General features: G+C 51.4%; 12 protein-coding genes and 1 pseudogene. 8 read left to right on the forward strand and 5 right to left on the reverse strand.

Annotated elements, in window-relative coordinates:
- A partial coding sequence (locus MJ257_RS02805) for a hypothetical protein (protein WP_240267807.1) occupies positions 1 to 468 on the reverse strand: 468 nt, incomplete at its 3' end.
- 372 nt (positions 469 to 840) lie between these two features.
- On the opposite strand from MJ257_RS02805, the gene MJ257_RS02810 reads away from it, so the two are divergent.
- The 3 genes from MJ257_RS02810 (at position 841) to MJ257_RS02820 (ending at position 5354) form a co-directional block, all read left to right on the forward strand.
- Positions 841 to 1185: a hypothetical protein gene (locus tag MJ257_RS02810; RefSeq protein ID WP_006211803.1), complete on the forward strand. Its 345-nt coding sequence runs from the start codon at positions 841 to 843 to the stop codon at positions 1183 to 1185.
- Positions 1186 to 1452: 267 nt separating this feature from the next.
- Positions 1453 to 2370: a tyrosine-type recombinase/integrase gene (locus tag MJ257_RS02815; protein WP_006211804.1), complete on the forward strand. Its 918-nt coding sequence runs from the start codon at positions 1453 to 1455 to the stop codon at positions 2368 to 2370.
- Between the two features lie 14 nt (positions 2371 to 2384).
- Positions 2385 to 5354 (forward strand): Tn3 family transposase, encoded by a 2970-nt coding sequence (locus tag MJ257_RS02820; RefSeq protein WP_028598545.1) that lies wholly within the window; start codon positions 2385 to 2387, stop codon positions 5352 to 5354.
- On the opposite strand, the gene MJ257_RS02825 is transcribed toward MJ257_RS02820, so the two are convergent.
- Positions 5314 to 5790, reverse strand: coding sequence for a GT-D fold domain-containing glycosyltransferase (locus tag MJ257_RS02825; protein ID WP_240267808.1), 477 nt, complete (start codon positions 5788 to 5790; stop codon positions 5314 to 5316). The two genes, MJ257_RS02820 and MJ257_RS02825, sit on opposite strands and share 41 nt — an antisense overlap.
- 224 nt (positions 5791 to 6014) lie before the next feature.
- On the opposite strand from MJ257_RS02825, the gene MJ257_RS02830 reads away from it, so the two are divergent.
- The 4 genes and pseudogenes from MJ257_RS02830 to MJ257_RS02845 all read left to right on the forward strand — a co-directional run bounded on the left by MJ257_RS02830 (position 6015) and on the right by MJ257_RS02845 (position 9445).
- Positions 6015 to 6704: a glycosyltransferase gene (locus MJ257_RS02830; protein WP_240267809.1), complete on the forward strand. Its 690-nt coding sequence runs from the start codon at positions 6015 to 6017 to the stop codon at positions 6702 to 6704.
- Positions 6705 to 6741: 37 nt separating this feature from the next.
- Positions 6742 to 7482, forward strand: coding sequence for a class I SAM-dependent methyltransferase (locus MJ257_RS02835; protein ID WP_240267810.1), 741 nt, complete (start codon positions 6742 to 6744; stop codon positions 7480 to 7482).
- Between the two features lie 123 nt (positions 7483 to 7605).
- Positions 7606 to 8633, forward strand: a pseudogene (locus tag MJ257_RS02840) (ATP-binding cassette domain-containing protein).
- Positions 8630 to 9445, forward strand: coding sequence for an ABC transporter permease (locus tag MJ257_RS02845; protein WP_240267811.1), 816 nt, complete (start codon positions 8630 to 8632; stop codon positions 9443 to 9445). The pseudogene MJ257_RS02840 and the gene MJ257_RS02845 overlap by 4 nt, the downstream one beginning before the upstream one ends.
- A gap of 63 nt (positions 9446 to 9508) precedes the next feature.
- Here the strand turns inward: MJ257_RS02845 and MJ257_RS02850 are convergent, their stop codons facing one another.
- From MJ257_RS02850 to MJ257_RS02860, 3 genes are read right to left on the reverse strand one after another with little or no spacing between them, the layout of a single operon-like run.
- Complete coding sequence (locus MJ257_RS02850; protein ID WP_240267812.1) at positions 9509 to 10687, reverse strand: MalY/PatB family protein; 1179 nt, start codon at positions 10685 to 10687, stop codon at positions 9509 to 9511.
- Between the two features lie 53 nt (positions 10688 to 10740).
- On the reverse strand, positions 10741 to 11313 hold the full coding sequence (locus MJ257_RS02855) for a beta-class carbonic anhydrase (protein WP_240267813.1): 573 nt from the start codon (positions 11311 to 11313) through the stop codon (positions 10741 to 10743).
- 42 nt (positions 11314 to 11355) lie between these two features.
- Entirely contained in the window at positions 11356 to 11679 is a 324-nt protein-coding gene (locus tag MJ257_RS02860; protein WP_240267814.1) for an iron-sulfur cluster biosynthesis family protein, read from the reverse strand.
- 140 nt (positions 11680 to 11819) lie between these two features.
- Between MJ257_RS02860 and MJ257_RS02865 the strand changes: the two genes are divergently transcribed.
- Entirely contained in the window at positions 11820 to 13337 is a 1518-nt protein-coding gene (locus tag MJ257_RS02865; protein WP_240267815.1) for a carboxypeptidase M32, read from the forward strand.
- Positions 13338 to 13476: the final 139 nt, after the last annotated feature.

The raw sequence follows: 13476 nt of genomic DNA on the forward strand, positions 1-13476 counted from the left end.
CGTGACCGATACATTAACCTCAACTAGCGGCTCGAACAACGCATCAGACGCCACCAGCACTTCGTCATCGGGTGATAGTACCTCCACCAATGGAGATAATACCTCCACCACAAGTAGTGGTCCTGCGGCCAACTCATCGGATACGGACGCCACCAGCAGCTCAGGTGATAGCACATCAACGAATGGTGATAATACGTCAACCACAACAAGTGGTCCTGCAACAAACTCATCGGATACAGATGCTACATCGAGTGCAGGTGACAGTTCCTCAACCACTGGCGATAATTCATCCACAACCAGTGCCACTGCCACCACAGGTGATAACACCTCTACGCCTACAGCAACAGCGTCGACAGGCGATAATACTACCACCAATACCTCCAATGCTGACAACTCTTCAACGAACGACAACGCAAGCACCGCCAACAGCACGTTAAACTCCACCAGCTGCGCCACCAACGAATCCACGAATACCAGTGAATCCAACAACACCTTTGACTACAACAGCGCCTTAGTGAGCACGGCAAACGGGTTAGCGAGCTCGGCAAACAACTCGGCAAACACCGTCTCCAATGGCAACAACTTCACCGTTGGCAATCAAATTCAAATTAGCGACAATTCCGTGCTTTTAGCCTTATTGCTTTTGTTTTGCAAATGCCGTACCTGCTGTAACTGTCAGCCTTCTAGCGGATCAACAAGCGGCTGTACCTGCGGCACGTCGGGGACGACGAATTTGGAAGGGATTATTTCCAAACTGCTCGATGATGAAAAAAATAAACAACAGCGCATTTTTGATATGTTAAACCAAAATAATTCAATCGCTTAAGGAGGCGTTTACCCATGCTTGAAAACAGTTCAAAAACCACGTTCACGATGTCTCGCAAAAACGGAGAAACCACACTTTCGGTGGCGATCAACAATGGCAGCGACGAAGAAAAAAATATTAACATGGTCGTCAAAGACAGTGCAAACGGCAATGTATTGCCAAGTGTGATCGATGGCACAGCCATCGACAACGGGGTGACGCTGGAACCTAAAGCAATCAAAAACATGGTGATTGATACCACAAACGCCATCGGGCAAATTCTCGTGGAAATGGCAGGTGCAGGGAGGATGACAATGCGTCAAAAAAGTTCGTCATCCGGTGGCAAAACAAGCAACATCATCGAATTGATATTAAAATAAAAAATATGCTTCGTGAAGTATCGCGCAGAAACGATTCCTATAGCGCGATTCGTTGCCGATTCATTTGCTGCACGAGTGTTTCCTCGGTTGCGCAAATCGTCTCTACGAACCATCATGAAGGAATGATCTCCTAATATTAAATGACCGCTAATTAAGATTAGCGGTCATTTGGTGTTTTCAAAGCATACACTTGATGTCCGCTAATGTTTCGGTTAAAATAAGAATATCATGTCCGCTAATGTAAGACAAGATTTGGAGGCTTTGCTAATGAGAGAAACACCGGGGATTTCGGAACAGGGCGATCAGACGATTCAGGACTTCATTCACGCTCTCACCACCCACGAAGATTTGAATCCCAAAACACTAAAAGAGTATGCAAGCGACCTAAAACATTTCATCGGCTGGTTTGAGACCGCCTACCACCAAGAGGAAGAGATTATATTTCGAATTGAAGATGTGGCTACTCCAACATTAACGCGATATAGGGAAGCAGCACAAAAAATAATGGAATTGAAACCGGCGACCATTAACCGGCGGCTTATTACCCTGAAACGTTTTTTTGAATGGGCCGTGTCAGAATCCAGGATTCGCCGCGACCCTTCGAAGCCGGTTAAATTGGTTCCGGAAGAAAAGGTAAGCCCCAGACAGATGACAGACAAAGAAGAAGCTGCTTTGGTTGCTGCGGCCGAGCATGGCGGTTCTCTTCGGGATCAGACGATTCTAATCGTGATGTTTCACACGGGCTTACGAAGCATGGAAGTGTGTGACTTGGCTCCCGGAGATATTCAAATCGGTAAACGTAGTGGTCAGCTTACGGTCCGATCCGGAAAACGAAATAAACAGAGGGAAGTTCCTTTGAACGCCACGTGTAGAGTTGCTTTAGAAAAATATCTGGCAGAACTCCCTCCGCACAGTCCTTTTCTGTTTCCATCTGAAAAGACCGGCGATCGATTAACCGAACGTGCTTTACGTCATTTAATTCAAAAATATATGAAAGCAGCCCGGCTCGAAGGATTGAGCGCCCACGATCTACGGCACCGGTTCGGCTATGTGATGGCAGAAAACACGCCGTTGCACCGCTTGGCGCAAATTATGGGACACGATAGTCTGGACACAACGATGATTTACGTCAAGGCAACCCGTGCGGATCTGCAAGCGGAAGTCGAAAAAATAGCTTGGCAATAGGGGGATGAAGTACGATGTACGCGAGAGTAAGGGAACTGCTAACTCCGGAGGAACGGCTGCATTATTTGCAGATACCGCCTGATCTTGGCGAATGGGAATTGGGCACTTATTTCACATTTACACAGCATGACCTTGAAATCATACAGCAGCGGCGAAGAGATTATAATCGACTCGGCTTTGCCGTGCAGCTGTGCGTACTTCGTTATCTCGGCTGGACACTTTCTGATACAAAAGAAGTGCCGGTTCAAATTCTTCGTCATATTGCAAAGCAAATCAATGCCGATGTGGAGTCTTTTGCATCTTACGGCGACCGAGAAGCAACGAAGTACGAGCATCTGGATGAGATCCGGAAAGAATATGGCTACCAGACATTCACCTTGAGCGAATATCGTTCTTTGTGCAAGCATCTATTTAGCCATGCAATGGCAAACGGCAATCCCTTACACCTGATTCAACTCGCACTCGAAGATTTACGTAAGCGTAAAATCATTCTCCCTTCAATGGCTACAATTGAAAGAGCCGTTTGGGAAACGCGCAAACGAACAGAAGAAAAAATATTCAAGCTGCTCAGCAGTTCACTGACAGAATTACAAATTGCTAAGCTGGATCGCGTCTTAACCACCATGCCGGAAAGTAGCAAAACCTACTTAGCATGGTTAAGGGAAATTCCAGGTACTAGCTCTCCGGATTCTTTTTTGAAGGTGATTGAAAAACTCGAATACTTACGCGACTTGCAGCTGCAAGTCGATACGAAAGGCATCCATCCGAACCGTCTACGTCAACTTTCTAAAATCGGTTCGCGTTACGAACCTCATTCTTTCAGACGTTTTAATGATCCGAAAAAGTACGCGATTTTAGTAGCGTACCTATTGGAACTAATTCAGGATTTGACAGACCTGGCTTTCGAGATTCATGACCGGCAGATTATGATACTGCTTTCCAAAGGGAGAAAGGCCCAAGAGGAACTTCAAAAGCAAAACGGTAAATCGATCAACGAAAAGGTTGTTCACTTTGCCGATCTTGGAGCCGCTCTTATTAAGGCCCGAAGCGAAGGCATTGATCCGTTTGTTGCTCTTGATGCCGTCATGCCGTGGGATCAGGTCGTCGCATCCGTGGAGGAAGCTAAACGGCTGGCGCGACCAGTTGATTACGACTACTTGGACTTGTTAGAAAAGAAATTCTATGCGCTCCGAAAATACACGCCAACGCTGCTAAAATCGTTGGAATTTCGGTCAACTAAGTCCGCAGAGCCGCTAATGAAGGCGGTCGATATCATCCGGGATATGAATGAAACCGGGAAGCGGAAGGTTCCGGAAGGCGCGCCGCTGAACTTCGTTTCGAACCGCTGGCAAAAGCACGTTTACGACGATGACGGAACGATCAACCGGCATTACTACGAAATGGCTGTCCTGACAGAGTTGCGGAATTACGTTCGTTCCGGGGACGTGTCCATAGTCGGAAGCCGTCAGCATAAGGATTTCGAGGAATACCTTGTTCCGAAAGCCGATTGGAATGGCATTGATCCTAACGCTACAAAGCTTGCCGTCAGTTTGTCCGCAAAGGAATATCTTGAAGAACGGATTGAAGCACTTCTTCAAAGATTAAATTGGGTTTCGGATCACATCGATGAGCTGGACGGAGTAAATTTGGAGAACGGGAAATTGCACATTGAGCGATTGGAGAAAGATGTTCCCGATGAATCCCGAAATTTCAGTCTTTCCCTCTATGAGCTGCTACCACGAATTAAGCTTACGGATCTGCTCATGGAAGTAGCCAACTGGACGAATTTTCATGAGCAGTTTATTCACGCTTCCAGTAACCGCGCTCCGAACGAGGAAGAAACAACAATCCTTATGGCTACCCTTATGGCAATGGGAACGAACATCGGGCTTACGAAGATGGCTGAAGCCACGCCGAGCATTTCATATCGGCAAATGGCCAATACAGCTCAATGGCGGCTGTACGAAGACGCGATGAATAAAGCGCAAGCTGTTCTTGTCAATTTTCATCATAAGCTGGCGCTGCCTTCATATTGGGGGAATGGCACTACCTCCTCATCTGATGGAATGCGCGTCCAGATCGGTGTATCGTCTCTTCACGCAGATGCGAATCCTCACTACGGGACCGGAAAAGGAGCAACGATATATCGCTTCGTGAGCGACCAGTTTTCCACGTTCTATACGAAAGTCATCAATACGAACGCTCGGGATGCCGTACACGTCATCGACGGTTTGCTCCACCACGAAACGGACTTGTCCATTGAGGAGCATTATACGGATACGGCCGGTTACACCGATCAAGTCTTTGGTTTAACGCATTTGCTTGGATTTCGCTTTGCGCCGCGCTTACGCGACTTGGCTGATTCCAAGCTCTACGCTATCGGAAAACCGTCCATTTTCCCTAAATTGGAGAAGCTGCTTCGCGGACAGATTAATACAAAGATCATTCAAGAGAACTACGACGATGTACTCCGGCTGGCTCACTCCATCCGGGAAGGAACCGTTTCAGCATCACTCATTATGGGGAAAATCGGTTCCTATGCAAGACAAAACAGCTTGGCTACCGCGCTGAGAGAAATGGGGCGTATCGAGAAAACGATCTTCATTCTGGATTACCTTTCGAGCGAGGCGCTGCGGAGAAAAATCCATCGGGGGTTGAACAAAGGAGAAGCCATGAACGCATTGGCCAGAGCGATCTTCTTCGGCAAACATGGCGAACTGCGGGAACGTGCGCTACAAGATCAGCTCCAACGGGCAAGTGCGTTGAACATTATCATCAATGCAATTAGCGTTTGGAATACCGTCTATCTCCAGCAGGCAACTGAACACCGCAAAAAGCAAGGTAAGCTTCAGGAAGAACTGCTAAATCACATTTCCCCCCTTGGATGGGAGCACATCAATTTTCTAGGTGAATACAAATTCAACTTCAAGCAGAATACGTCTCTCAACTCATTACGACCGCTGAAACAACAGGAAGGTGAGTGATCGGTAGTCCGGGCGGTGTAGCCCGGACTATTGGGCTTAGAGTAAGAAAAAACGCTAAGCCAGGTACATCCGAAGGCTTAGCGTATATTATCGTTAAAATGTTGGCGGTACCCCTTTTTAAATAATCCGGCGCATTGATCGAAGCGTCTCCCGCAGGAAGGATCCCAACGACAGTTGCCCTCTTCACCGAAGAAACCACGGCGTTGCGCAGCGGCAGATTCGGCAAAGTAACGCCTTTTTCCCCGCGGTTGGCTTTCATCGCCCACCGTTCTTGCAGCACTTTGGAGAGGGGCCAGACGTGATGCTGAGCCATCACTAAGTTCTCTCCATCGCCGATCCGTACCAAGGAAAACGGCTTCCGGTTCTCGATAGCGTCTTCGATTCTCTTAAGCAAGTCTTGAGTTTCTAAATAGATTTGTTGCATCGAACGGTTCATTCCTTTCGCGTGCTTGATCATTCCAGTCTATGTTCGCGAAATCTATTTGAATTGTGTGCTTGTACCGCAGAACAAAAGAGGCGTGTTCACTTGACTATATCCCCCGAGGTATATGGAATGCGTCCTGTCCTTCTCCTGTCGTCTAGCATATAGTGAAAGATCGGTAGCTCCGTTTCCCGTGAAAATAGGCAAGCAGGGGGCTATTATGACTAGGAGGGATGTGCATGTCCAAAAAAGTGGTGATCGAGAGCAATTTCAATACGTTTGGTTTTGACCCAGAGCGGCTTACCCGGCCGTGGCTGGAGAAACGGATCGCTATCTTTCGCAACTTTACCTTGAAATCGTTGAAAGCCCAAACGAATCAGAACTTTCTGGCGGTGTTGAAGATCGCCGAAGGAACCGAAGCGATCGTAGCTGATCTTTTGTCAAAACAACCGCCGCTTCCAAGCAATATCTGGTTTGGGACGAACCGCGCCAGCATCGACCGGATCAAAGCTTTTGCCGGAAAAAGCGTTGATTTGTATGTCGCACGATTGGATTCCGACGACCTGTATCATAAAACCTATGTGCAGCAGCTATATGATTACCGCCCGAAGTCCGAAACGGTCGCCTTAATCAACCAAAACGGCTATTTGTGGGATAGCGTCCATGGAGAAATGGCGCCGACCTTCCATCGTTCTCCGCAATTTTACGTATACTTGTACAAGACGGCAGAGTATCTGTCAGGCTACCGAGTTAAGCTTCCAGGACGGGGCACGCACGGCAACGTCATTGATTTGCCGCATGAACTGCTCGCTCCCCGCAACTACGTCAACGTGATCCATCAAGATAATACCTCCGCCAAAAGAGTGCCGCCTCGCGACCGATTGAACCCTACAGAAATCCGCACCGTGTTGAAAAATTTTATGGGTTAGCCTCGGCTTCCCCCTCGATTGAAGGAGGTGAGTGTGCATGGTCAACCATGATCGTGTGAACGAACGTTACTACGGGATGGTGAACACGGTTAAATCTCAGGAAGCAACTCGTGCCAGAATTCATTGGATTTGCCGGCACGTGTCCGGCAATCGGATGCTTGACGCCGGTTGCAGCCAAGGGATCACTTCGATCCTTTTGGGCCGGGAAGGACGAAAGGTCGTTGGGGTAGATGTGGAAGAGGATGCCATCCGATATGCGCAAAAGGAGTTGTCCCGGGAGTCCGGACCCGTCCGGTCCAAGGTCCAGTTCAAAGTAGCCGACGTTACGGAACTCCAGGTTCATCAGTTGTTCGATACGGTCATTCTTGGACAAATTCTAGAGCACTTCGCCAATCCCGGGCTTTTGATAAGCCATGCCTATCGATTGCTGAGAGACGGAGGCTCGCTGATCGTGACGGTGCCTTACGGATACCATCCCTTCCACGATCATAAGCAAACCTTCTATGCGGGGAGCTTTGGCGTTTGCCTGGATCCCTGGTTCGAGATCAAGAAATTGGAAACGCAGCATAACTATTTATGCTGCGTTGCCGTGAAGCGAAAAGAGATTCGGAACCAAACGCTGCCGGACGCATCCATGATGAAAAGTTGGGTGGATTTTGACAGCGAGCGGTTTGTGGAGATCGAACGCCAGCATCTGCAAGCCATGGAACAGCGTAAAAAGGCGCTGGAGCAAGCCTACGAGCAACTGAAAGAGCTGCGCAAAACGAAACTGAAATAAGCACGACCCACGAACACACCCAACTACGGGTGTGTTTTATTGACCGTTTAAATTCAGTTTAACTAACTCGGTTAACCTCCTAACTGTAGAACCCATTGGATGAAAGATAGGAGGACGAAACCAATGAATACGATAACTTCCGCCCTGACGGGAGGCAGTTCTAAACCGGCGATTGAAGCTGAGGGACTCGTGAAAATATTCGGAACGAACCGCGCGGTGGACGGAGTGAACCTGCGGGTGGGGAGCGGCATGATTTACGGCGTCCTAGGACCGAACGGAGCCGGGAAAACGACGACGATCCGCATGCTGGCCACTTTGCTGCGTCCGGATGCGGGATCCGCCCGCATTTTCGGCCATGACGTCGTGAAGGAGCAGCATATCGTCCGCCAACTGATCGGCGTGACCGGGCAGTCGCGTCGGTGGATGAAACGCTGAGCGCTACGGAAAACCTCGTCATTTTCTCTAGGCTATTAGGCTTGGGACGCAGCGAGGCCCGCCGAAAAGCGGAGGAGCTGCTGGAGGAATTCGGCTTGTCCGATGCAGCCAAACGCCCGCTGAAGCATTTTTCCGGCGGGATGCGGCGTCGCCTGGACTTGGCGGCTAGCTTGATTGCCCAACCGCCGCTCATCTTCCTCGACGAACCGACGACGGGTCTGGATCCTCGGACGCGGACGCAGATGTGGGATACGATCCGCCGCCTGGTGGCTTCAGGCTCGACGGTGCTGTTAACGACGCAATACCTGGACGAAGCCGATCAACTGGCGGACCGGATCGCCGTGATCGATCGCGGACAGGTCATCGCCGAAGGAACCGTCGACGAATTGAAAGCTTCGGTCGGCGCCTCGTCGCTGCAGCTGAGATTAAACAATCCGATGGATTTGGCGGAGACTCGCCGAATTGTGGAGCAAGTGCTGAAGGTGCCTTCAAGCGTCTCGGCTGAAGTCGGCAAGATTACCGCCCCGATGGCGGAGGCCGATAAAGTCACGGACCTGTTGATTGCCTTGCGCGAATCCGGCGTTGCTTTGCTGGAGTTAAGCGTCCAGAAGCCAACGCTGGACGAAGTCTTTTTGACGTTGACCGGGCATGGCGTCGAAGCAGATACCGCAGGTACGGACGTGTACGTTCTCAAACAGAAAGGGGTCATTGCATGAACACCACGGCTGCCTCTTCCAAGGCTGCTCGGCCTTTAAAGAATCACACCAGTTTCCGTCAATCGCTACGCCATTCTTTGACCATGGCGTACCGGGGTTTGCTCAAAATCAAGCGAACACCGGAACAACTTTTCGACGTGACGATCCAGCCGATCATTTTCACGCTGATGTTCACCTATATTTTCGGCGGGGCGATCTCGGGGGATGTACTGAGTTACTTGCCGGTCATTATTCCGGGCATTCTGGTGCAAACCGTCATTTCGACGTCCATCGTTACCGGGGTCCAGCTGCGCGAGGATATGGAGAAGGGCGTCTTCGACCGCTTTAAATCGCTGCCGATCGCGCGAATCGCTCCGCTGGCCGGCGCTTTGCTTGCCGACACGGTCCGCTATACGATCGCTACGGTCTTGACGTTTGCGATGGGCTATCTCATGGGCTTCCGGCCTGAAGGAGGCCTCGGCTATGTTGCGCTTGCTTCGTTACTCGTCATCGTCTGCTCCTGGGCGATCAGCTGGATTTTCGCTTTCTTTGGCGTGATCGCCCGAACGGCTTCCAGCGTGCAGGGGATTTCAATGATCGTGTTGTTTCCGCTGACATTCCTGTCCAATGCGTTCGTTCCGGTCGATACCATGCCGAAATGGCTGGAATGGTTTGCGAACGTGAATCCGATTTCGCATTTGGTTACCGCGGTTCGGGAACTGGTCAATACGGGGACGGCTGGCGGAGATTTAGTGACCTCCCTCGTTGGAGCCGCCGTTATCGTGGCGGTTTTTGCACCGATAACGGTTCGCGCCTATATGCGACGCACCTAAACAAACAAAGCCGGAAGACGATTCGTCTATCCGGCTTTGCCATGTTGTTCGGGTAGGAATGATCTACGTAGTGCGTGCGGTGACCGCTGCGCAAAAGCGCTCCAGGGCCTCCTGCAATAACGAGCGCGGACACGCCAGGTTGATCCGCAGGAACCCTTCGCCGTTCTGGCCATAGATGGAGCCCTCCGTAAAGGCGATTTTGGCCTCCTTGTACATCGTTTGCTTCATCTGGGCTTTGCTCCATCCCAGCGCCCGGCAATCCACCCATAATAAGTAGGTGCCTTCAGAGAGGACAGGGGCCGCCGCAGGCAAGCGCTCCGCGAGAGTCGCCACCGCAAAGTCGCGGTTGTCGCGGATGTAGTCTAAGACGGCATCAAGCCAATCCTCGCTTTGGGTATAGGCGGCGATGGTGGCGGAAGGGCCGAAATAGTTCAGCGAACCGATGGCCAACGCTTTGATCCGTTCCGCGAACCGCTTGCGGATCGCTACGTTCGGAATGATCGTATAAGCCGTGGCGAGCCCGGGGATGTTGAACGTCTTGGAGGGTGCCGCGCAGGTGACCGTGATGCCGGCATGGGCCTCGGAGAGCGAGGCAAACGGCAAATGGCGATGTTCCTTGAATACGAGGTCGCCATGAATTTCGTCCGAGACGACCTTCACACCGTATTTCAAGCAAAGTTCGCCGAGCCGTTCCAACTCGTCCCGGGTCCAAACCCGCCCGCCGGGATTATGGGGGCTGCATAGCAGCAGCAGTTTGGCACCGTTCTGCATCAGCGACTCCAGTTGTCCGTAATCCATCCGGTAACGACCCTCGTCAAGAATCAGCGGATTTTCGGCGACCTCGCGTCCGTTGCTGCGGATCACGTCATAGAACGGATTATATACCGGGGATTGCAGGATCACTTGATCCCCCGGCTCGGTTAACACCTGAACGGCCACGCCGAGCGCAGGCACGACGCCTGGGGTGTCGGTCAACCAGGACGCGTCGACGCTCCAACCATGCCGGCGCTCCAGCCAGCCGGTGATGGCGTCCAGGTATTCTTTGGGCCGGGCGGTGTAGCCGTAAATTCCCAGCTTGGCCCGTTCCGTGACGGCTTCGACAATGGCCGGAGCGCAGCGGAAATCCATATCGGCGACCCACAAGGGCAGTACGTCCGGATCGCCGAACAGCTCCCGTCCAAGATCCCATTTCTCGGAGAAAGTCCCTCTCCGCGGCATACGTTCGTCGAAATGATACGTCATCTAGTTGCTCCATCCTTTCTCCATCTGGCGGGTTCGACCCATCCTAAGCGGGATTATTTCTGCAGTTGCTGATATCCGTCGATCACAAGCTCCAGCTCGCCCGTCGTGGAATCGATCAACATCCCGTGAACGGGAATGTCGGCAGGGAGAAGAGGATGCTTCTTGACGATATTTACCGTCTGGATGACGCCTTCCTTCTCGTTATCGAAGCCGCGCAGCCATTTATTCAGCTTGATGCCGGAGTTCTCCAGCGTGCTCAGCGTATCGTCGCTGATTCCCCGCTCCCGCATGGATCCGATCATCCGGTCCGAATTCAGCGCGGCCATCCCGCAGCCGGTGTGACCGACGATGAACACCTCTTGCGCATGCAGCTCGTAGATCGCCACCAGCAGACTGCGCATGACGCTCCCGAAGGGCTGGGAAATTACCGCGCCGGCGTTCTTGATGAGCTTCACATCGCCGTTGCGCAAATTCATCGCTTTAGGTAGAAGCTCCGTTAGCCGAGTATCCATGCAGGTAACAATCGCCATTTTCTTCTCGGGAAATTTATCCGTTACATATTTCTCGTATTCCTTATCTTCGACAAATTTACGGTTATACTCCAGAATCGTTTGCAGTTGAGTCATTTTACCTGCCTCCTTAGTTTTGGGGTAGCGGATCCCGGCGTTTTACCGGTGGTCAACCAAGCGGATATTGGATTTGTAAAATTGCGACGGCCCATCCAAACGGAAGGTGCCGGTGTTTTCTTCCCCCTTCAGGGTAAGCTCTTCTTCAAAAAATACCGCCTGCAGCTTATCGATCCAAAACGGATAAACCTCGTTCTCCACCGGAATGTCGTAAGCGCCGGGTTCGGACACGATGGTTAGTCCCGGAACGCCGCTCATTCCGCAGCCGCAGTTTTCCGTATCGTACACGAGGCGGAGGAGGCCTGGCTTAGCGCCCAGCTTGTCGGCGATCAGTTTTTCGGCCGTCGGGTTTAAAGATATTTTCATAAGATGAAGACAGCTCCTTTACATGAAAATGAAATATTTCAAAAAAAGGTGATTTCGCCCGCTTAAAATTTGATTATACGGTTTGTTAAAAGTATCATCAAGAGTAGCAGTAAATTTCACCAGTAAAGGCGGGAGTTGTCATGAAGCAGGAAACGGTTGAAAAATGGGAGCTCTTTCGAGAGCTTCTGCAAAAGATTCACGGCTACGGGGAAGCCGTCGCTCTGATGAATTGGGATTTGCGCACGGGCGCGCCGCGGAAAGGCGCAGAGACCCGGGCAGCCACCATCGGCTTATTGTCCACGGAGGCATTTAAGCTGCAAACGTCGGCGGAAATGGGCGAGTATCTTGCCTATTTGAATCAGCCTTCCGTACTGGATGAATTGGATGACGTCAAACGCCGGATGGTGCTTGACGTGCAGGAGGAGTACGACCGGAGCGTCAAGATTCCTCCGCAGAAATTCCGCGAATATACCGAACTCACGGCCCATTCCGAGACGATGTGGGAGGATTTTAAGGAAAACAGCGATTTCGCCGGCTTTGAACCTTATTTAACGCAAATCGTGGAAAAAACGCAGGAGTTTATCGATTATTGGGGTCCGAAAGCCACTCGTTATGATACGTTGTTACATATGTATGAACCGGATCTGACGGTCGAGAAGCTCGATCAGGTATTCGGGCAGTTGCGCGACCGCCTGGTACCGCTGGTCGAGGCAGTGGCTGCGGCGAAGAACAAGCCGGAGGCGCCTTTCCTGGATCAGCTGTTCGATGCGGGACAGCAGGCGAAGTTCAGCCGTTTCCTCCTTGAACAAATCGGTTACGACTTCGAGGCCGGGCGGATCGACGAAACGGTACACCCGTTCCAAACGACGCTAAATCATGGCGATGTGCGGATCACGACCAACTACAAGCAGGATGATGTCGCCAGCGCCATTTTCAGCTCCCTCCACGAAGGCGGGCATGCCCTTTATGAGCAGAACGTTTCTCCGGAGCTTGCCGGATCGCCGCTGGGCCAAGGCACGTCGATGGGGATCCACGAATCCCAATCCCGTTTCTGGGAGAACTTCGTCGGGCGCAGCCTGCCATTCTGGCAGCGGTATTTCGGGGAACTCCAACAGCACTTCCCGGATCAATTTAAGGATGTTACGCCGGAGGCGTTCTTCCTCGGCATCAACCGCGTGGAGAACTCGTTAATCCGAATCGAAGCGGATGAGCTGACTTATAATTTGCATATCATTATCCGTTACGAGATCGAGAAGATGCTGTTTAATGAAGCTTTGCCGGTAAGCGAGCTGCCTATAGTATGGAACGAGAAATACCGCGACTATCTCGGCTTGACGCCGCCGAACGACGGGCTCGGCGTGCTGCAGGACGTTCACTGGTCGGGCGGCCTGTTCGGCTACTTCCCATCCTATGCATTAGGCAACATGTATGCGGCCCAGATCGCAAACACGCTTCGCAAGGAGCTTCCGCAGTTCGAAGGCTTTATCGCGGACGGCAATTTCCAACCGATCAAGGAATGGCTGACCGAGAAAATCTACAAATACGGCAAGAGCCGCAAACCGTCCGAAATTATCTTCGCGGTCACCGGGGAAGAGCTGAATCCGGATTATCTCGCTGACTATCTCGAGGAGAAATTCAAGAGCATTTACGGCATTTAGTCGTCAATCCCAACAAAGGCTGTCCATGAGCGGAATGATCCGCCCAGGGGCGGCTTTTTTGCGTTCTCCAAACATGCCCGCCCTTCCCTTACAACCTGGGACGGGATCCTCTCACCGTCTACGCTTAACCTTTTGCTGG

It is taken from the genome of Paenibacillus timonensis (assembly GCF_022427145.1).
In the GTDB taxonomy this organism is placed as follows: domain Bacteria; phylum Bacillota; class Bacilli; order Paenibacillales; family Paenibacillaceae; genus Fontibacillus; species Fontibacillus timonensis.

Bases quoted from the DNA above. Each gene is read 5' to 3' on its own strand.
- MJ257_RS02860 (WP_240267814.1), bottom strand. From the start codon at position 11,679: ATGAAAATATCTTTAAACCCGACGGCCGAAAAACTGATCGCCGACAAG.
- MJ257_RS02815 (WP_006211804.1), top strand. From the start codon at position 1,453: ATGAGAGAAACACCGGGGATTTCGGAACAGGGCGATCAGACGATTCAG.
- MJ257_RS02835 (WP_240267810.1), top strand. From the start codon at position 6,742: ATGGTCAACCATGATCGTGTGAACGAACGTTACTACGGGATGGTGAAC.
- MJ257_RS02810 (WP_006211803.1), top strand. From the start codon at position 841: ATGCTTGAAAACAGTTCAAAAACCACGTTCACGATGTCTCGCAAAAAC.
- MJ257_RS02865 (WP_240267815.1), top strand. From the start codon at position 11,820: ATGAAGCAGGAAACGGTTGAAAAATGGGAGCTCTTTCGAGAGCTTCTG.
- MJ257_RS02830 (WP_240267809.1), top strand. From the start codon at position 6,015: ATGTCCAAAAAAGTGGTGATCGAGAGCAATTTCAATACGTTTGGTTTT.
- MJ257_RS02845 (WP_240267811.1), top strand. From the start codon at position 8,630: ATGAACACCACGGCTGCCTCTTCCAAGGCTGCTCGGCCTTTAAAGAAT.
- MJ257_RS02850 (WP_240267812.1), bottom strand. From the start codon at position 10,687: ATGACGTATCATTTCGACGAACGTATGCCGCGGAGAGGGACTTTCTCC.
- MJ257_RS02855 (WP_240267813.1), bottom strand. From the start codon at position 11,313: ATGACTCAACTGCAAACGATTCTGGAGTATAACCGTAAATTTGTCGAA.
- MJ257_RS02825 (WP_240267808.1), bottom strand. From the start codon at position 5,790: ATGAACCGTTCGATGCAACAAATCTATTTAGAAACTCAAGACTTGCTT.
- MJ257_RS02820 (WP_028598545.1), top strand. From the start codon at position 2,385: ATGTACGCGAGAGTAAGGGAACTGCTAACTCCGGAGGAACGGCTGCAT.